General features: G+C 44.4%; 17 protein-coding genes. 12 read left to right on the top strand and 5 right to left on the bottom strand.

What is annotated here, in order from left to right; genetic code table 11:
* Positions 1-22 precede the first annotated feature (22 nt).
* Complete coding sequence (locus DTQ70_RS26895) at positions 23-1,930, bottom strand: tetratricopeptide repeat protein (protein ID WP_122933663.1); 1,908 nt, start codon at positions 1,928-1,930, stop codon at positions 23-25.
* 127 nt (positions 1,931-2,057) lie between these two features.
* Between DTQ70_RS26895 and DTQ70_RS26890 the strand changes: the two genes are divergently transcribed.
* From DTQ70_RS26890 to folB, 3 genes are all read left to right on the top strand, one after another.
* A complete protein-coding gene (locus DTQ70_RS26890; RefSeq protein ID WP_122933662.1) occupies positions 2,058-3,506 on the top strand; it encodes a M61 family metallopeptidase in 1,449 nt (482 codons plus the stop codon).
* Positions 3,507-3,580: 74 nt separating this feature from the next.
* Positions 3,581-4,378, top strand: coding sequence for a DivIVA domain-containing protein (locus DTQ70_RS26885; RefSeq protein ID WP_122933661.1), 798 nt, complete (start codon positions 3,581-3,583; stop codon positions 4,376-4,378).
* A gap of 84 nt (positions 4,379-4,462) precedes the next feature.
* Entirely contained in the window at positions 4,463-4,813 is a 351-nt protein-coding gene (folB, locus tag DTQ70_RS26880; protein WP_028525015.1) for a dihydroneopterin aldolase, read from the top strand.
* A 67-nt stretch (positions 4,814-4,880) separates the two neighbouring features.
* On the opposite strand, the gene DTQ70_RS26875 is transcribed toward folB, so the two are convergent.
* Complete coding sequence (locus DTQ70_RS26875) at positions 4,881-6,353, bottom strand: Gfo/Idh/MocA family protein (RefSeq protein WP_122934577.1); 1,473 nt, start codon at positions 6,351-6,353, stop codon at positions 4,881-4,883.
* Positions 6,354-6,507: 154 nt separating this feature from the next.
* Here DTQ70_RS26875 and DTQ70_RS26870 point away from each other — a divergent pair, with 154 nt between their 5' ends.
* From DTQ70_RS26870 to DTQ70_RS30900, 7 genes are all read left to right on the top strand, one after another.
* Entirely contained in the window at positions 6,508-7,278 is a 771-nt protein-coding gene (locus DTQ70_RS26870; RefSeq protein ID WP_122933660.1) for a M15 family metallopeptidase, read from the top strand.
* 332 nt (positions 7,279-7,610) lie between these two features.
* Positions 7,611-9,053 (top strand): BamA/TamA family outer membrane protein, encoded by a 1,443-nt coding sequence (locus DTQ70_RS26865; RefSeq protein ID WP_122933659.1) that lies wholly within the window; start codon positions 7,611-7,613, stop codon positions 9,051-9,053.
* Between the two features lie 106 nt (positions 9,054-9,159).
* Entirely contained in the window at positions 9,160-9,768 is a 609-nt protein-coding gene (locus DTQ70_RS26860) for a hypothetical protein (protein WP_122933658.1), read from the top strand.
* 12 nt (positions 9,769-9,780) lie between these two features.
* Complete coding sequence (locus tag DTQ70_RS26855; protein ID WP_122933657.1) at positions 9,781-11,109, top strand: NAD(P)/FAD-dependent oxidoreductase; 1,329 nt, start codon at positions 9,781-9,783, stop codon at positions 11,107-11,109.
* 117 nt (positions 11,110-11,226) lie between these two features.
* The gene (locus DTQ70_RS26850) at positions 11,227-11,982 is read left to right on the top strand and encodes an AraC family transcriptional regulator (protein WP_164490228.1); all 756 of its coding nucleotides are present in this window, start codon (positions 11,227-11,229) and stop codon (positions 11,980-11,982) included.
* 135 nt (positions 11,983-12,117) lie between these two features.
* Entirely contained in the window at positions 12,118-12,915 is a 798-nt protein-coding gene (locus tag DTQ70_RS26845) for a hypothetical protein (RefSeq protein WP_164490227.1), read from the top strand.
* A gap of 15 nt (positions 12,916-12,930) precedes the next feature.
* Complete coding sequence (locus tag DTQ70_RS30900; protein WP_164490226.1) at positions 12,931-13,098, top strand: hypothetical protein; 168 nt, start codon at positions 12,931-12,933, stop codon at positions 13,096-13,098.
* Between the two features lie 27 nt (positions 13,099-13,125).
* On the opposite strand, the gene DTQ70_RS26840 is transcribed toward DTQ70_RS30900, so the two are convergent.
* Positions 13,126-15,483 (bottom strand): PDZ domain-containing protein, encoded by a 2,358-nt coding sequence (locus DTQ70_RS26840; protein ID WP_206019586.1) that lies wholly within the window; start codon positions 15,481-15,483, stop codon positions 13,126-13,128.
* A 222-nt stretch (positions 15,484-15,705) separates the two neighbouring features.
* Between DTQ70_RS26840 and DTQ70_RS26835 the strand changes: the two genes are divergently transcribed.
* Complete coding sequence (locus DTQ70_RS26835; RefSeq protein WP_122933654.1) at positions 15,706-16,170, top strand: hypothetical protein; 465 nt, start codon at positions 15,706-15,708, stop codon at positions 16,168-16,170.
* Between the two features lie 227 nt (positions 16,171-16,397).
* On the opposite strand, the gene DTQ70_RS26830 is transcribed toward DTQ70_RS26835, so the two are convergent.
* Together DTQ70_RS26830 and bshC are read right to left on the bottom strand one after the other, a co-directional pair.
* A complete protein-coding gene (locus DTQ70_RS26830) occupies positions 16,398-17,825 on the bottom strand; it encodes a CotH kinase family protein (protein ID WP_122933653.1) in 1,428 nt (475 codons plus the stop codon).
* Between the two features lie 85 nt (positions 17,826-17,910).
* On the bottom strand, positions 17,911-19,467 hold the full coding sequence (gene bshC, locus DTQ70_RS26825; RefSeq protein WP_122933652.1) for a bacillithiol biosynthesis cysteine-adding enzyme BshC: 1,557 nt from the start codon (positions 19,465-19,467) through the stop codon (positions 17,911-17,913).
* Positions 19,468-19,568: 101 nt separating this feature from the next.
* Here bshC and DTQ70_RS26820 point away from each other — a divergent pair, with 101 nt between their 5' ends.
* A complete protein-coding gene (locus DTQ70_RS26820; RefSeq protein WP_122933651.1) occupies positions 19,569-20,252 on the top strand; it encodes a glycosyltransferase family 2 protein in 684 nt (227 codons plus the stop codon).
* Positions 20,253-20,277 lie beyond the last annotated feature (25 nt).

The following is a 20,277-nucleotide window of genomic DNA, read 5'->3' as shown; positions in this document are numbered from 1 at the left end:
CTGCGCATAACCGAAGGATGAGTTATAGGTTAAATTGCAATTTTACTTCTGATTTTTGTCCTTCTTGGCTCATGATGAGCAACGTCCCGCCAATTTCCTCCGCCCGTTTTTTCATGTTTTTGAGCCCATTACGCGTATTGACCGCCTCAACGTCAAAGCCTATGCCGTTGTCAATCACGGCTACGTTCAGTCGGTCGTTTTGCTTGCCAAACTCAACACTTATCTTACTCGCTTGCGCGTATTTGAACGCATTGTTTAACGCCTCTTTTACAATCAAATACACATTTTGCCGCACTTGCAATGGCAAACTCAACGCCTCCACTTGGGCATCCGTCACAAAATCCAATGCAATCTCCTTCGACTCCGCCAACGGCTTGGCATACTCCCGCAAACGCGTAAACAAATGCTGCATTGAATCATTACGGGGGTTGATAGTCCACACAATGTCATCCATCGACTCCAGCATTTGACGCGCGTCTGCGCTAATTTTATCCACCATTTGTTCCGCTTTTTGAGGCTGATTGGCTGCTAATTGCTTTTGGGTCAGGCCACTCAACAGCGAAATACTGCTCAGGGTGCTTCCTATCTCGTCGTGCAAATCGGCAGCAATCTTGTTGCGCAGCTGCAATGATTCCTGCAAACGACGATACTTTGCGCGGTTGATAACAAAAACAATGCTCACCAACGCCAACAGCAACGCCAGCCCCCCGCCGATGAGCCACAGGCGGTTTTGCTGCGACTGAAGCTCCGATTCCTTTTGTAATAGCTTGATTTGCTGCTCTTTTCGCTCGGTTTCAAACTTCATACTCAACTCGTCCATGCGGGCTTTTTGTTGTTGTGAAAACAGCGAGTCACTCAGTTTTTGGGCTACTTGTTGGTTTTCATAAGCTTGTTTATAATCCCCTTTTTCCACAAACATTTCTCTCAGGGCTTGATAGATATAGCCTTGGTATTCGAGCGAGCCAATTTCTTTAAAAATCGATAACGCGTCTTTCAGATACGTTTCTGATTTCTCGAACTGTTTTTGAGATTGGTAGTACTGGCCTAAATTCCCGTAAATAGCCCCAAGGTGATGCGTAAGATTAAGTCTTTTCGCACTTTCCTCGCCTTTTTTTAAAGCTGCCAAATCTTCTTTTGGTTTGTTTAAAGCCCTGTACACCGACGATAAATTGATGGCAATATCCACCATAATCGCCTCATAATTAGCTTGCTGCGCATAACTATCGGCTTTTTGAAGGTAAGACAAGGCCCGTTGGTATTCTTTTTGTTCGGCCAGCAACGACCCAATTCGGTTGTTGGTAACGGCCAATCCACGGTAATTCTTTTCCTTGGTTTTGATTTCCAAACTCTGCTGAAAGTATTTCAGTGCCACCTCATTTTTACCTTGAAGGTGGTAGATTGCCGCCGCAATATCGTAAGGAGAACTTCCTGACAATTTGGGTAAACGCTCTCGTTCAAAAATCTTGATAGATTCCAACACGTACTTCAACCCCTCTTCGTTGTTCCCCATCAAATGAAGAATCATGCCTACGTTCGTCAAAGCGCGTTGTTGTGACGAAGCCCCCAACGAAGATGATTTAGTCAACTGCAACGTTTTTTTATAAAACTCCAACGCTTCACTGTATTTTCCTTGCACGTACGCACTCCGCCCCCGCAAATCGTACGAATCAAACGCTCCCTTTTTGTTTTTGAGTTGCTGCGCCAACGTCAACAGTACTTTCGCCAGCGAGTCTCCTGCTTTGTACTCAGACGCATCCACTTTCTTCCAGGCATAATCAGTAAGTGCTTGCAGGTAGAGTGTATCTTTGGGAGACGTAGTTAAAAACTGAACCAACGAGTCAGTGGATTGGGGTACAGTACGTTTTTGGGCAACCGCCATTACACCAAAAAGTATTCCCAAAAAACCTACCAATAAGCAGCCTTTTTTCATTTAGAAGTAGGGTTAAGAATTTACGTTTAAGGTACTATTATTTTGGAAAAGAAACTACAAATTGACTTTGGAAAGCGCTTTTTGCTATTTTTACCTAGTTTTATTCCCCTCCATTGACCAGCAGCGTATGTATTATCTCCTATCATCCCCCAATCCAGAAAGCCGTTTTATTGAAATCGAATGTACATTTCTCGACGTAGAAACTGAATATCTCGAAATCCAACTTCCTGCTTGGCGGCCTGGGAGGTATGAGCTACAGCATTTTGCCAAAAATATTCAGCGTTTTGGAGTTTTCAATAAAAATAATGAGCCACTTACTTATCGGAAAATTACCAAAGACCGCTGGCGGGTAGAAACGGGATCCGAAACGGAAGTGGTGGTTCGTTACAACTACTATGCCAACGTTCAAAATGCAGGAAGTAGCTACGTCAATAACGACTTTTGGTATGTAAATCCTGTAAATCTTTGTGTCTATGCCGATGCGTTTTTGAACCAATCTTGTACACTTCAGCTTGCCATTCCCGATACGTACCAAATTGCCTGTGGATTGCAGCAGACTGCGCCCAAAACGCTGTTCGCCAAAGATTATTACGAACTCGTCGATAGCCCTTTGATGGCTTCCGAAACGCTCCAACACCGTACTTATCAGGTGCAGGATACCACGTTTTACGTTTGGATGCAAGGAAATATCAAGCCCAATTGGGAGCAAATTGTCGCGGATTTTCAGAAATTTTCGGCCGCCCAAATTGCCGCAATGGGTTCTTTTCCCGAACCCGAATATCACTTTTTAAACCTGATTTTACCCACACCGTACTACCACGGCGTTGAACACCGCCACTCAACGATGGTCGTCCTTGGCCCTGACGATGAAGGCGATGGCCTGTACCTCGACCTCCTCGGCGTAAGCTCACACGAGCTATTTCACGCTTGGAACATCATTCGGATTCGGCCGAAAGAATTACTGCCGTACGATTTTACCAAAGAAAATTACTTCACGACTTGCTTTGTGGCCGAAGGAGTGACGACCTACTACGGTGATTTGTTTTTGCGGCGTTCGGGCGTCTTCAATGACGAAGGCTACTATCGCGAGCTACAAACCTACATGAAGCGCCATTTTGAGAACAGCCGTCATGCCCAACAATCGCTGGTAGAGTCGTCGTGGGATTTGTGGCTCGACGGCTACGAGAAGGGAATACCGCAGCGAAAAGTATCGGTGTATCATAAAGGGGCGTTGGCAGCGTTAATTCTTGACTTAACCATTCGCAAGATTCACGGACACAAACGGTCACTTGATGACGTTATGTACACTTTATGGCAAAGATTTGGCATACCTTTTGTAGGATATACGATGGAAGACTACCAAGCAGTGGCTGAAGAAATTGCGGGGGAAGCGCTTCCGTGGTACTGGAACGACTGTATTTTGAGCAATTTACCCCTCGAAAATCACTTAAACGATGCCCTCGCGTGGGTGGGTTTACACATGGTTAGTTTGGGAGACGGGACAGTCCAACTGCAAGAATTAGAAAGTGAACCTGCCGTTTTAGAACGAAAAAAATGGTTAAATGGCAATATTTAAGGCATTTTTGAGTGTTTTAGCGGATTTTTTCATACATTAACACCAAATTATCAGGCATAAATCTAACAACGACAATGAAAATCACGCCGATTGAGATTCGTCAACATACTTTCCAAAGAGTCTTACGTGGATACGACGCAGAAGAAGTAAATGCTTTTTTGGCCTCTTTGTCACACGAATGGGAACGCGTGCTCAACGAAAACAAGATGCTAAAAATGCAGCTTGAAATAGCCGAAAAAGAGCTCAACAAACTTCGGGAAGTAGAATTGACGATGTTTAGAATGCTCAAAACGGCGGAAGATACCAGTACGCAAATGACCGAGCAGGCCAAAACAGCCGCCGAAAAATATATCGAAGACGCGCGCCAAAAAGCTGAAGAACTCGTCAACGAAGCGCGGAAGAAGTCGAATATGCTCGTCATTGATGCCGAAAACCAAGCAAAATACGTGCGCGAAGAAATCATGAATGATTTTAAAAATCAGGAACGTGATTTCAAAGCCATGGAGAAATACCGCGACAACCTGATTGTCCAGCTCAAAACCCTCGCCAACAATACGGTGGACAGCGTAGAGCGTTTTGAAAAGAAATTTGCCCAAAATACGGTAGCAGAACGTCTTGAAGACCTTAAAACGCAAGTATCAGACGCCATTCTGCAAGGAGAGCAAACCCAACAAGCTCGCTTAGAAGCGGAGAAGATTGTGGAAGAAATCGTGGAAAGTCAACCTCCTGTGGAAGAAGCTGCACCAGAGGCCGTACAAGAAGTAGTGGCCGAGGCTATGACGGAAGAGCCCGTAGCCGAAGAAACAACCGACGAACCAACTCCTGAAGAGCAAAAACCGAAGCAAGAGGGTTCATTCTTTGACCAAATTTAACCCCCAAAAACCTATGAGGTTTAGCTAACGTTGTACCGTGAAACCTCATAGGTTTGCTTTCATTCATCTTTACACACTTTTATTTTGGGAACAGTAGCATTAGAAGGAATTGAGATATTCGCTTACCACGGCACTTCGGATGAGGAGCAAAAAATTGGCAACAAGTTTTCGATTGATGTCACCATCCAAACCGATTTTTTAGAAGCCGCCCGCCTCGATCGCCTGCGCGACACGGTCAATTACGAAGTGGTATATAAAGTGGTGGTAGAAGTAATGAGCAAGCCAAGTCGGCTGCTGGAGCACATTGCCTACAATATCATCGAAGGACTACGCGCCACCTACCCCAACGTAGAAAGCATCGAAGTCAGCGTATCGAAATTTAACCCGCCCGTCGGGGGCGTCTGTGCGCGTTCGCGCATTACGATGAAAGGGTAACAAAGCAAAACGCCCCCGTCTGCCAAGCAAACGGGGGCGTTTTGTTTATCATCGTCGGGGAAATAGCTTACACCAATTTCCAACCTTCGCGGTACTGACGCGACACAAACTGGTTCGCATCGTCGAAGTTGGTAATCTTCATGTTGTTACCATCCCACAACAACTTCTTACGACCGTAGTAGTCGAAGCCATTACCTTGTGGTTTACGAAGCATGTAGCTACGAATCGCCAAGTTACCCATCAATACCGTTTCAGTAAGTGGTCCTGAGTAATCAAACGATGACGTCAAGCCTTTGTGCTTGTCGCTCCCAAAACCTGCCTTACAAGCCTCGGTCCAGTGGATTTGGTGGCCGTATTCTGGCAAGTTTGTTGGCGCAGCATACTTGCTGTCTTTCGCCATTTCTACTTTGTCGCCGTTTTTGTAATAAATCTTAGGATTGTTGCCGTACATGTCGCAGGCAATGATTCCCTTGCTACCAATCATCAACACCCCGTTCGCGCCGTTTCCGTCGGTGCTAAGTGGCTCGTTGGCAGGAATCCAATCAGGGTGGAACGGACGCAAACCGCCGTCCATCCATTCCATTTTCAATGGGCTCTTGTTTTTCGCAGTGGCAGGGAATTTAATTTCTACCAACGCCGACGGCGGGCATCCTTCAGGAATCCACTCTGGATTCCAGTCTTTCAAGAATACCGAACCTATGCTACACTCTACTTCCGTTGGGTAATTAAGACCTAATACACGGAACGGCGTATCGATGGTGTGGCAACCGATGTCACCCAACGCGCCCGTACCGAAATTCCACCAACCGCGCCATTTGAACGGGTGATAGCCTGGGTGATAGTCAACCCACTGCGCAGGCCCTACCCACTGGTCCCAAGCGATGCCTTCTGGCATGTCAGGCTTACCCGTTGGTACAGGAATCCCTTGTGGCCAAACAGGACGGTTGGTCCAAATTTGAACCGTATGTACAGGCCCTACCAATCCTTTATTGAACCACTCAACCATCTGTAGTTGTGCAGGGTTCGACGCGCCTTGGTTACCCATCTGCGTCACCACTTTGTACTTACGAGCAGCTTCCGTAAGCATACGCGCTTCGTAGATATTGTGGGTCAATGGTTTTTGTACATAGACGTGCTTGCCCAATTGCATGGCTGCCATCGCAATCACCGCGTGGTTGTGGTCAGGTGTAGAAATGGTAACGGCATCAATGTTTTTTCCTTCTTTTTCAAACATCACGCGCCAATCTTTGTACTTCGTTGCGTTAGGGAAACGCTCAACAGACTTGACGACAGAGGCACTATTAAAATCCACATCGCAAAGAGCCGTTACATTGTTAACACCCTTATTGGAAGCATTAAAAATATCACTGTTCCCCTTGCCACCTGCTCCGATGGCAGCCAAATTAAGTTTGTCAGATGGTGCAGTATAACCCTTTCCAATCACATGGCGGGGTACAATAAAAAAGCTACCTACGGCCAAGGCGCTCTTTTGCACGAAATCACGTCTTGATACCGATAAGGTCTTTTGTTTTGATTTCATTGGTTTAGTAATTTTTTTAAGTTGTTTGAACAGACTCATAACTTAAAGCACAAAAGCAGGCAATAATTACCGTTTTATTGCGCATTTTTTTAGAAAAGATGCTAAAACTCTGCTTACTTTTGAGATTGATTAGAGACAAAAAAGCAAACGCCTGATGTATAATACGTTCTTAAAAGCAAAGTGGGCTACTGGGGTGACTGTTACCAGTTATTGGGTATCGATTATTAGTTATTGGTTTCAGAGGAGAAGAAGAATCGCTGCGCTGTGGATTTTTGTAAGCCTTTCGTTGGCTGGTTATGCCCAGACAAAGGTGGGTACATTGGAGAAAAAGTTTATCAAACACGGTCTAGTGGACATCCAAACCCTCGACCCGACGCTCAAGGTGGAACTCAAGTACTCCACGACCGATAACTTTATCAAAGAAGATGTCTATGGCGACTTAGAGCGCGCTTATTTGCAACCCATGGCGGCCCAAAAATTGGTGAAAGCCAATCAGTTTTTAAAACAAGAAAAGCCCAATTATACGTTGTTGGTGTACGACGGTGCTCGTCCTCTGAGTGTTACCAAGATTTTTTGGGCACGGATGAGTCACTTGCCCTACAATCGCCGCGAAGATTTTGTGGCCGACCCTGCCAAAGGCTCTATTCATAACTTTGGCTGTGCGGTTGACTTAACAGTCGCCGACGAAAATGGCAAGCCGCTGGATATGGGCACTATTTTTGATTTTTTTGGGGCAGTCGCCGAACCAAAACGCGAAGCCGAAATGCTTAAATCGGGCAAGCTATCTCGACAGCAAGTCGAAAACCGAAAGCTGCTACGGCGCGTTATGCTAAAGGCAGGATTTACGTCGATTCAGACCGAATGGTGGCACTTCAATGCCTTATCACGCGCCAAAGCAAAAGCTAAATATGGGTTTATTGAGTAAACAACAATGTTATTATCTTTGTAAAAAACCTCAAATATATGACTGCGATTATCAAAAACACTACTCCCGAAAAAGAAAGGGACGCTATCATTGAGCGGGTAAAAAAACAAAAAAATGCAAAAAGCCTTCGTAAACATTTTGGTTCTTTGAAAAGACAACTTGACGGCCTTGAATATCAAAAGCAATTGAGAAATGAGTGGGATTGATTTTCTTGCAGTTGCGGCCACCTCAATTAAAGAATTAAACTTTCTCTTTTTAGAAAAAACTCCAGTACCGTAAATAATTGCTATTCGAAATGCTTTTTCAATGTATTTCAATACAATGTACCTTTCATGCTCCTTCTCGCACTTTTTCATAGTTTTTGGCTTTCGCTGTTTGGCAGCAGCGACACCACCCAGCACGTCCTTGTCCGACAAGTGACTTTTACGGGCAATTTTCGGACCCGAGAGCACATTATCCGCCGCGAAATGGACCTGCGCCCAGGCGATGTGATTACGGTACAAAAGCTTGATTCGCTGCTGGAGTACGACCGCCGCAAAATCCTCAATACCAACTTGTTCATCACGGTAGAGCTAAAAAAAAAGCGCTTAGACAATGACACCACTGCACTGAGTTTTTATACGGACGACGGAAAACTCATTGCAACTCCTCAGACTATCGACTTAGAAGTCGTTGTCAAAGAACAATGGTATTTGCTGGCTTTTCCTGTATTTGAACTCGCCGACCGTAATTTCAACGAATGGTGGTACGAACGCGGGCGCGACCTAAGCCGCACGATTTACGGAACTTACATTTTACACCAAAACCTAACGGGCAACAACGACCGCCTTCGGCTACGCGCTGAGTTTGGGTTTATTCCTCGGCTTGATTTGTATTACTCGCGACCTTATCTGGGTAAAAAACAAAAACTAGGCATGACCGTCGGAATGATTCGGCTAACCAACCGAACCTTGCCCTATCGTACCCGTGCCGATAAACTTATTTTTTTCCCGAGCGACAGCCGTATGCGCGAACGGCTCAACCCCTACGTTACTTTTACCTATCGACCACGGTTCTACGGTTTTCATTCAATAACCGCCCAATATTCGCATACGAACCTCAGCGATACCGTGGCACGCCTAAATCCTAATTATTTTTTGGAAGGTCGCCGACAACAGCGTTATTTCCAGCTGAGCTACTCGCATTTTTTCGACCGTCGCGACCGTGTCCAATATCCTTTAAGAGGGTTTTATTATGGCATAGTTTTTAGCCGATTAGGACTTTTTTCTTCCGATGATGTTCAACAATGGGAGGCTACAGCTAACTATGGCCAATACTTCTCTCTAGGCAAAAAACTCTTTTTCAGTTACAGTCTCAAAGCCAAAACTTCTGGCCCCGCCCTCCAGCCTTTTTTACAGACGCGGGGTTTGGGATACGGTACTGACCTTGTCCGTGGCTATGAACTGTACGTCATTGATGGTCAACAATTTGCCTTAGCTAAAACCAATTTACGCTACCAATTATTAAACCGAACATTTAACTTGAGTAAGTTCATCAAAATGCGTCAGTTTAATACCTTCCCGTTGGCAATTTATCCCAACATCTATGCCGATTTTGGTTATACCCGAAACCAATACAGTGCACTAAACAACAGCACATTGGCCAACCGCCCCTTGATGGGTATTGGCATAGGGCTGGATGTAGTGACTTGGTATAATTTTGTGGGACGGCTCAACTATTCAGTCAATCAATTAGGCGAAGCGCGTCCTTATTTTTCGATAGGCCGAGAGTTCTGATTTTCGCCCAACGAAGTATTAGTTTCCCATTAAAAAGAAGTAAGTCATTGGTATAGAAGTGTATTTAGCCCTAACTTAGCAGGGATTTTAAGCAAATTTGGACGAAATGACTCATTATTACCCAAAATACACCTACTTATTAGTCTTGGCTGGCGTTGTCGCAATCTTGTTTTCGTGTGGAAAAAGTAACGAAAAAACGGCCGAACAGAAAGCTGCTACCGATACCGCCAATGCCGTCAAAACACCTGTTGTAAGTAGCAATCAATCAGAGCTATTGAAGCTCGTCATTACGCCTCAAGGAGGCGATTTTCGTGGTTTTAAATTTGGCGACCCGTTGAGTAAAATCAAGGCCGAAGAAAAGTTTGAGCTATTTGAAGATAGTACCGACCACGTAGGCTACACGCACGAGACTGAGAATTTTGAAGCGATTGATATTCTTTATTACCTCGACAACAACAAAGCCCTCAATGGCATCCGCGTGGATATTTACCTCAACGAAGCCAATGATGCCCAAAGCTTGTACAATCAATTTGACACCTATTTGTCGGGAAAATACGCCCCCGATTCAAAACAAGGCAAACGTACTACGTGGAAAGCCAAAGGGGGAATGCTCGTATCGCTCGAAGACGTAAGTAAAGGCAAAGATTTTGGTTTACGAATTAGCATTGGTTCCCAAGGCAAATCGACCGAGAAAAAGCCTAAACCCTTGCAATAACCGTTTTTCAATATGCACGTTGTTATCATCGGGAATGGAATTGCGGGCACCACAGCCGCACGAGAGTTGCGCAAACGTAGCGATTGCCGCATCACGGTTATCTCCAAAGAGACCGACTATTTCTTTTCCCGAACGGCACTGATGTACGTGTATATGGGGCATCTCAAGTTTGAGCATACCCAGCCTTACGAGAATTGGTTTTGGCAAAAAAATAAAATTGAGTTGGTCAGAGGAACGATTGAATCTGTTGATTTTGCCCAACGTAAATTATTTCTTTCGGCCGACAGCCAAACGGTAATTTACCAGCCAACCCTGCTTGAGCGCCTCACCAAAGTAGCTTCAAAACCAACCACTTCTGCCTCTCAAGTACGCGAACTCTCTTACGATAAACTTATCATTGCAACGGGTTCTGTGCCTCGTTTTGGCGACTGGTCCAAAACCCACTTGGAAGGTGTCCAAGGGCTTTATAGTTTTCAGGATTTGGAAAAACTCGAACGGTCGTCGGCAGGAGTAAAACAAGCCGTCATCGTGGGTGGTGGGTTAATTGGGGTCGAATTGGCCGAAATGCTTCATTCGCGCGGCATTCATGTAACTATGCTCGTGCGAGAATCGAGTTATTGGCGCAGTGTATTGCCTCCCGAAGAATCTGCTCTTGTAACCCAGCATGTCCAAAAACGTGGGATTGACCTCCGATTTGGGTGCGAGCTAAAAGAAATGCAAGGTACTCAACGGGTGGAGCGCGTTATCACTTCGCAGGACGAAACGATTGATTGTCAGCTGGTAGGTATTTCAATCGGCGTTGAACCCAATATTGATTTTTTACGTACTACTTCCCTCGAAACGCAACGCGGAATTTTGGTCAATGAGTATTTAGAAACCAATCTCCCTGACGTGTATGCGGTTGGTGACTGCGTCGAACACCGCACACCTCCACAAGGCCGTAAATCGGTGGAGCAAATTTGGTACACGGGCCGCATCATGGGCGAAACCGTTGCTCAGACCATTGGTGGTCAACGGACGCCTTACCAGCCTGGCGTATTTTTTAATTCGGCCAAGTTTTTTGACCTCGAATACCAAACCTACGGCGAAGTTCCCGCCCAATGCCCCGACGGCATTCAGAGCTTTTATTGGCAGCACCCAAGCAAAGAAATCGCCATCCGAATCAACTATCGCCAAGACACACGGGCAGTCACGGGTTTTAACGCCCTTGGTACTCGCCTTCGTCACGCTACTTGCGACGCATGGATACGCCAACAGCGCTCGTTAGACTACGTGTTAGAGCACTTCCAAGAGGCTGACTTTAACCCTGAGTTTTTTGAGAAACTGCGGTTATCACACTGACGTTGGACCGTTTACTAACTTTAATGCTATCTTTTTGTGTATCAGGCGGGTTTAATGTATTTTCAACGATACTAAACCTGCTTTGCTTTGTTACAAAAATTTCTCCCCCCGCCCCTTTTGCGCCCTTTCGTAAAAGAATATTGGCTGCTTCGCCTTGGCCAAGGGAGTGGTGTTCCTTTGACCATGTCTCCCGCACCTGAGCAATGCCTCTATTTTTACCCCCGCAGCCAGCCCCAGCCCTTTGATGCAACAGGAAAACCTATGACCTCTTTTAATACGATGATTATGGGGCAGGCAACAATTGGGAACACCAAGCTGCTGGTTCCAGATGGGTATTGTATGTTTAAGATACTATTTCAGCCTGGTGGAATCTATCGGCTACTAAACGTCCCGATGACGTATTTTGCGAATACATACGAAGAAAGTACGGCGGTGTTGGGTGGAGAGGTGAAGCAGCTTTCAGAACACATTTGCAATGCCGACTCTGACGCCGAAGTTATTTCCTTGACAAACGAGTATTTGGTTCGTCAACTGAGCAGAAGTAAAGTCGCAGCATTACCTATCGACGCTGTCCTGACCCAAACCAATTTACGAATGCAAACCTTAGACCAACTAGCGTCAGCCGCTTGTGTAAGTTCTCGGCAATTTGAGCGTCAGTTTTTGGAACGCATAGGAGTAAGTCCAAAAATTTATCAGCGTCTGCTTCGATTCAATCAGGTGATGAACTTGAGAAAACAAAACCCTACTTTAAAATGGGTCGATATAACGTACCATTGTGGCTATTTTGATCCCAATCACTTGTTACGGGATTTTAAGCAATTTACGGGCGTCGTTCCTTCGGGGTTTGATTTTGAGAATGCTGTGATATACTAAATGTCGTTTTTTTACTATGCTTTCCCTCCTTTCTATTCCTACGTTTGCAAAAACATAAACCCTTGTAAACGAATGAAAAGGAAAGCCATATCTATTCTGATAACCTTCGTTTTAATCATACTCCCTTTTTTGGTTATGAGCCTAATTGGCCGCTATTCTCCCTATGTGGAGGGAAATAGTTTTCAGCGGTATATCATCATTTGTGCCGCTATTTCAGTGGCCATTGTTTTGGCGGTTTTGTTACTCTTTTACTATTCCCCACAATCATTTGAAGGCGTGCCCATTGGTAGTGCATTTTTGTTTTTACTGGTTTGCCCATTGATAGGTATATTTGGATTAGCCTCCGCCCCTGACCTCAGTCTCAGAATGCTTGAGCACCCCGAACGAGAGCATTTACGCTATATTTTCTTATTCATCGCAGCAATACTTTTTGGCGTATTTGGCCTCTTGCTATTGATGAGCAACTCGTTCAAAGATAAGCGTTTAATGAGGTGGTTGATGACAGCCGTTTTTATTCTTGCTTTTGCCGAGTTTAGCTGGGAATTTAGGCATCATTACCTATATCCCGAAGCAATGAAAGAATGGATAAGTCAAGGCAAAAAAGTAGAAGATTTCGCAAGACATTATGACAGCCCAACTGTTGTTAACATTGGCATATTGGGGCGACTGATTCAGTTTTCGTTGATAATATGGCTTTCAATCTATTTTTATAAGTTGCGGCACATCAATAGTTGGTCACCAATCGTGTCCGTCATTTTTAGCCTACTTGGGATAATCACTGCGACAATGATTTATTTTATTCAATTTAACTTTCCCAAAGGGTTAGAATTTTTGATGCTATTCTTTATTCCAGGCATACCATTTTTCCTTTTGTATTGGTTGGGAGTAGCTTTATTGACAAAATCCAAGAAAAGTAGAATAACAGAACACTAAACTCAAAATCACCGAATGAACGCACTCATTGACCTTACCGCCGAGCAAGTGGCAAAAATCAATGAAATGCACCCGCAAGTCATCAAGAATTTTCAGGGAAGAGAATGGTTTTCTATTTTGTTTTTTTTGCTGCTGGCAGCATGTCCTTTTTTAACAAACCGAAAACAAGAGAATTCCCCTTGAAATTCATTGTCTGATATTTCGACGTCCTTACTTTAACGGTAGCCTTACTTTCACCCACTGCTGATTTCGCAATGCTTCTACTTCCATGTGCCCCTGCCAGTTGACTTCTTGATAGACTTCCAGCAAATCGCGAATGGTTTTGACTGGCTTGTTGTTGGCCACGCGGATGACGTCTTTGGGTTGTAAACCTGCTTTCGACAACAGGCTATTGACACCGATACTCGTTATGATGACGCCCGTTTCATCGGGAAGGCCATAGGCAGAGCGTTCGCCTAAGCCTTCAACGTTTTTGAGCAAACTGCCTAGCCAATTAATCGCCACGGCCTTTCCTTCCACCGATTCGTCGGTTAGCAGTGCTGGAAACTCAGGCTGTAAAGCTCGTTTTTTCAGGGAAATTTTCTGCACACCAAACGACTGCATCAGAAAGTTTTTGAAACCGACTGTTAGCGCCACCGATGCGTTCTTAACGGTATAATTTCCCTGCGAGGCATTCACAAAAACAGGGTTTCCAGCCTTACTTCGGGAGTCGGTGCCGTTCTTTTGAGCCAACGCCAAAGCAGCTGAATCAGGGAATAAATTTTGGTCAATCTCCTTGCCCCAATCGTTGATTTGAATAGGAAAATACTTTTTCATCACAATGTTGTGCCGAAACACATCGTGGCTGTTTTTAAACCAAACGTGCGGGTGAAATGAGTTGTTAACCATGATGTTGTTCTCAACCGTTCGGTAAAATCCTTCCCGAAGTTTGAGGCCACCATTGAGGCATACATTGCTGTAAATGTGATAGTTAGAAGAACCGTCGTCGAGGTCAATGTCCCAGCCGTGATCGCAGCGAAAACGGTTATTACGAATAATCGTCGTTTGCTGCGCATCGAGCAGTATCAGTTCTGGATGTACCGCTGTCAGACTATCCATGTAGCGTCGGTTAGCGTACCAAAAGCGGTCACGCCCCCAAGAATTAAACGCGCCGTGGTCGCCCGTCTCTAGTACTGTGTTAAACACATCGTTGTACTCCAGCACGTGCCCGCCCCACGCCCCATCGCCGATGTTTATTCCAGCCCTTGGCGTGTTGTAAATACTATTGTGACGCACGGTAATCTGCGCCGACATCTCGATTTGAACCCCCGTCGCCTGCTTTTCAATTTGGCCTACATCGTGGATTAAATTATCCTCTACCCAACAAGCTTGCGGGTAATTGTTGTTTTTAGGGCCAGGAGTTTTATCCAGTTGCTCGTAGGGAATCGACAATTCATACCGAAACGAGGGAGAACGTACGGCCTTGGGGTCACCCACAAACGCTACGGCACTCGCCCCGATATGATGAATATAACACCCTTTAACGGTATTATTTCTATTGTATTTGCTCATTACGATGGCATTCCCTCCTAAATCGGTAAATTCACAATCGGTAATGGTACAGTTTTCTGCTCCCTCCAACAGCACGGCTCCACCGCGAAAAAACGTCCAATCGCTGCGCACCAACGGTTCTTTGGTTTCCATAAAGCTACGTTCGGTATGTATAAAATGCAGGTTTTTGAAATGAACATTACGCAACGGTTTTTCGGGAGTGCCGCGCAGTTCAAACAAGGAATGTAGCCCCGATACTTCCACCCGTGCTTTGGCCAAATTTAAGTTTGGTGGCGGGATAAAATACAGCGTACGGGTCTTTTTATCAAAATACCATTCGTGGGGTGCATCCAATTCTTCCCAAATATTTTCGACAAAACGGTGCTGTTTGTGCATCGACGACGGGCGGTTGTTTTGCCAGCCCCCCTCCAACGCCAACTCGCCGTTTTGGCTTTTGCCCGTAATTAGGTAGTGAAATCCGCCCCATTCGCCCGAGTGAAGGGCGTGGACATGCCCTCCTTCGGGTTGACTCCACATCCGCACGCGTTCGGGGCTTGTTGCCTCCGCCGATGTTCCATGAAATACCCGAGCGGTGGAGTCATAATTGGGAAAACGTGCCAAATGCTGTAATTGCCCATTGATAAAAAGTTGTTCGAAGGCAGTATTACCGCTTACTTGAGCCTGATAAATACCGTTTTTAAACGGTTTCCATGCTAACTGTACAGCTTCTCCCCCGCCAATAGTCACTTTTTCATTGGCATATCCTTCGATTTCCAGCGCTGATGCCTTTACCTCCGTAGCATCCAACGTGATGGAAGTAGGCAAATAATAAACTCCTTCACGCAAATAGATTTTCACCTTTGCTCCTTTGGCTTGCTTGGCTAGGGAGATGGCTTTGGATACGCTTTTGAAGGGCCGTTGCAGCGTACCTGTATGGGTATCTTGCCCGTTAGGCGCAACATAGTACGTCACTTGAGCACTTGCTACCGAAACGCAAATGCAATTCATCACCCACAAAGCAAAAAAACGTATCATCATCAAAAAAGGAGTTGAGAAATGGAGGAATAAGTTGCTGACTTGTGCGTATCAAAGTGAGCATTTCACAACCAAAAAAGCGGCCTCAAGCCTATTTTTACTTTTGTTGATACAGCCTGACGTAACATTGGCAATGTTCCTATTGCCATCACTACCGTTACTCACTTTCACGCTCTCTTCATCATTATCTGGTTACTGCTGCTCATTGTTCAGCCGATTTTGATTGTGCAGAAAAAACTCGAATGGCATCGATTCGTAGGCAAAGCGTCGTACGTAGTGGTGGCCTTGATGGTCGTCTCGCTTTTACTGATTATCAACCAAGAGCAAAGTCGAGAAAAAAGCCTGCCTGTTTTCACTGCCAATCTATTCGATGTACCTGTGTTCTTGGTTTTTTATGGTTTGGCTATTTACTTTCGCCGAAAGCCCGCTTATCATGCCCGGTTTATGGTGATGACCGTCATACCCTTTATCAATCCTGCGGTAGCACGCCTGCTTATCAATGGTTTAGCTGTACAATTGGGCTTATGGGTATTGTTGTTTGTAGTAGAATTTTTTACTCGCAAAACCTACAAACCATACCTGATTGGACTCGGATATTATGTGTTCAATTTGGCAATTGTCGCTTATTTACTTTTGGGTAATCAGGCGTTGCTGGATCAGATTTGGGAGGTATTTTTTGGGAAGTCGTAGTTCAACGATTTTTTACCACTAAAAACCAGTTTTAAGCCCTCATTTTTGTACAGTTATGTTTCACCCAACAACCTGTTAAAAATGAAAAATTCAAAGATTTCAAACAATTTGCTGGCGTTACGCCCAATATGCTGATTCAAGAAAGCAATCTTAATCCCGAACGCCAGTTAAAGTTAAATGACAAATTTTCTGGATTGTAAAAGCCAATGAGCGTTTTAAACACAATTTCATTGAATGGCTTTTACTTGGCTTCTCAAAGTATTTGTTGCATTTTGCCAAACAAGAAGTGTCGTTGTTCTTTTATTTGCAGCATACATAATGTCTTTATTATGAATGTTATCTGCTTCAATAATGTACGGTTCAATTTGCTTTGCCCATTTGTCTAACTGGGTAAGTATTTTATCATTTGAAACGAAATTAGTCTGAAAATCGCTTTTGATGGAAGCATATTCCTGATCAAAAGCAACCCATGCTGCTGTCAGTTTTTCACAAGCAGCTGAACGGTGTTTTAAATTACCACTTCCTTTGGCAAAAGGTAGGCAGTTATTCGATGTCCCACCCCATTTATCCGCCAAAGACGTATATTCATTCGCATTTTTGATTACATGTTCAAACGTGCCGTCCATATCCCATGGAATGAGGTGCATTTTTCTATTTTTTTTATCTTCAAACCAGTAGTAATTGTGGTTTGTGCAGGAATTGACGGTTTCATTGTTACAATACCAATGAAACGGGCCGTCGTCATGCCGAATGGCTCTATCGACTACAACGTATGACATCAACTCATTGATTTTCATATACTTTCTTACTACATCTTTGTTATTTGATGCGTTAGAAGCCGCAATTGCTTGACCAAATTCTTTGATTAAGCCAATATCTTGCTGCTCTTCATTCGTTTTTAAAGCATTGATAAGTTCAGCATCCGATTGCACCTCACCATTGGCTTTTAGTGGCCAAACTTCCTTGTAGATATTCCCTTTACCTTCTTTATAAAAATATTCCGCAAAGCGATTATCTACCTCTTCCGTTAGGCCGTATAATCCCGAATATTTTTTATTGATAAGCAGTCGTGCGTGCACTGAACGTGGAGAAGGAACGCCCATTTCGGCAAAAAGCCAATACGCTAGGCGTTCACGAAGCTGGGACTTGTCGTAGTTTTGCGCATGAAATTGAAGCTTATTTAAGTCAAAAAAACGCTCTTTGCGCTCTTTCCAGTTAATTTTTATTTGTAAACTGAGCTTTTCACAAACCTTTTGACCAGAAGGCCGCGTCCAATCTGGATTAGACAAACAACCTGCAAACGCCCCAATCGAACCTTTGTAACGTACACCAATTGGGCTAATCGTATCCCCCTCAAATATCAAAGCTCCTTCTACATAATCTTGATTGACAGGGTCGAAATTGAGCTTTTCTAAATCTTTATCTTTAATAATTAGTTCAAAAGTCTTTACCTTCTCTTGGTTGTAGATATAATCAGAGTTCCCCTTTAGGTAATTTTCATTCCCTCTAGGTTTTATAGTGGGTAACTCTCCACTGGGAATAACAGAACTTATGGGAGTTGGCCTATCTCCTTTTGAGCAAGAAACAACTAATATTAAACCTAAAGTAGCAAGCCTCCATAGCTTATAAAGCTTATTTAATCGATAGTTTTTCATGGCGTGTACATTACTTGAACCCTACTATCACTAAAAATACACTTTTCGATAGAGCCCTTACTATTAAGCAGTTGAGCTCTATCTCTTACTCTCCTTCTTCGGTCAAAATATTAAAGCAAAAATCAAGGGGATTAAAATGCGCCAATAGTTTCTCAATGAATGTGCTATCGTTGAGATAAAAATTAAGGAAGTTTTCACTACGCTCCTGCAACCCTCCGCTCGGGAAAAGTTTCGCTTTTAAGCCCAATAACTGATTTACTTCCGTTTCGTGATTGCGCTCTTCGGCTTTTTGAAGGCGTTTTTCTAAATTTTCGAGTGTATTCAGCATTTTCACTTTTTCGGCATTAACCGCTCCTTCAAGGGTTTTGTCAATGGCCAAGGCTTTGTGCAAAATGTCGTTGAAAACCTCTTCTATCGCCTTCTTTTCCTGCGCCAATTCCAGCGACACCGTCGATGTTTTTTCTACAAAAGACTTGCGCAAGCGTACATCATCCCAAAACAGGTTTTCGACCGTCACTCCTAGTTTTTCCGCGCGTTTTTGGCTCGCAGCGTTTACATACAACGCAAAATTGCGCGGCAACAACAACGGAAAGGGCACTTGATAATGATCAAAAACACCCTTCAACTGCATCCAATACGGCACTTCCGAAGGGCCGCCGATGTAGGCTAAGTTGGGTAAAATGATTTCTTGGTACAACGGGCGCAGTACAACGTTGGGACTAAATTGCTCAGGATGCTCATTGGCCAGGGCTAAAATCTCTGCTTCAGAAAATGAAATATCCGAATTGAGCGCTTTGTATTCGTCGCCTTCTTTTACAATCCGTTCGCGCAGGCCATCCGCCAAATAAAAGAAGTTGATTTCGCGCGGGCTAATCTGGGTGTGGTATCCAAGGCTTTCGATGGCTTCCGTGGTACTTTTCACCAAATCAAACGCCTTTGAATTTTTGAGTTCATCTTCGATAACGGGTAAAAACAAACGTTTTAATGCCGCATCATCACCATCCACGCACACCAAGCCATCTTTGCCAAACAAATCGTTCATGTAACAACGCACAGCATCCGCAAGGTTGTCGTGACGCAGGTAGGCTTTTTCAAAAATAGGCAGTCGTTCAGGCAAAATTTTCAACGCTTCCCCCAACTCTCTCGGGTTCATTCGGCCTACGGCCCCTTTTTGTTGGGTTTGCCACGTATATTTTTTACCAAAAAGATTAAAATAACTGATTTCGTCGAAGTCGTGGTCTTCGGTTGCCATCCAATACACTGGCACAAAATCATAATTGGGATAAGCAGCTTTGAGCTGACGCGCCAAGTTGATGGTCGTTACAATCTTATAAATGACGTACAACGGTCCAGTAAAAATATTGAGCTGATGTCCCGTGGTGACGGTAAATGTATTTTCGTTCAATAAACTCGAGAAGTCGGGCTTCTGACTCAAATGAGCATACTGACGTTCAAGCGATTGCACCAACACTTCACGGTGTTGCTGGCTAAACGTGGACTTTTGCTGAAGTTGTTTTTCAAAGTTTTCAAGAACAGGGAATAAACCGTAGAATGGCTGCAACTGGTCTTTTTGGGAAATATAATCTAAAAAAAGTGGGGGAAACGCCCCTGTGGATGCAAGTGGTAAGGGTTGACAGTGCATGAGTTGAGAAAAATAGCGCCTTGAGTCTATCTCCCTAAACCAAACATATCGCCGTAAAGTTTCCCTATCTTTGCAAACTCCTCACTGCAAATTGTAATCTTTTGAACATTATTGTCATTATTCCTGCTTACAACGAAGAAGCTGCCATTGGGCAAGTAATCTCCGAAACCCCTCGCAATTGGGTGCGTGAGATTGTCGTTGTCGATAACCGCTCTACCGACCAAACAGCCATTCGTGCCCAAGAAGCAGGGGCGACTGTTGTTCACGAAGCACTGCCTGCCTACGGTAGGGCTTGTTTACGCGGGATGGACTACGTAAAATCGTTGGCAACTCCCCCCGATATTATTGTTTTTTTGGACGGTGACCATTCCGATTACCCCGAAGAACTCCCTGATTTAGTACGACCGATTTTGGAACAAAATTATGACATGGTCATTGGTTCACGGTCTTTAGGTAAGCGTGAACGTGGCTCCATGACTCCCCAACAAGTGTTTGGCAATTGGCTCGCTACGTTTCTGTTACGTCTTCTGTACGGCGTTCGATACACTGATTTAGGCCCCTTTCGTGCCATTAAGTGGGATAAACTTTTGGCCCTTGACATGCAAGATAAAACCTACGGCTGGACGGTCGAAATGCAACTAAAAGCGGCCAAGCAGCACCTCAAATCAACCGAAGTAGCGGTTAACTACCGAAAGCGAATTGGGTTTTCTAAAATATCGGGCACGGTAAAGGGCGTTGTATTAGCAGGTTACAAGATTATCACGACAATTTTTAAGTATTGGTAAGCAGGGCGAGATAGTACCGATTTAT

The sequence above is a fragment of the Runella sp. SP2 genome (assembly GCF_003711225.1).
Classification (GTDB): Bacteria; Bacteroidota; Bacteroidia; order Cytophagales; family Spirosomataceae; genus Runella.
The sequence above is the reverse complement of the archived record's forward strand: the minus strand, read 5'-3'. Positions and strand labels throughout refer to the sequence as shown.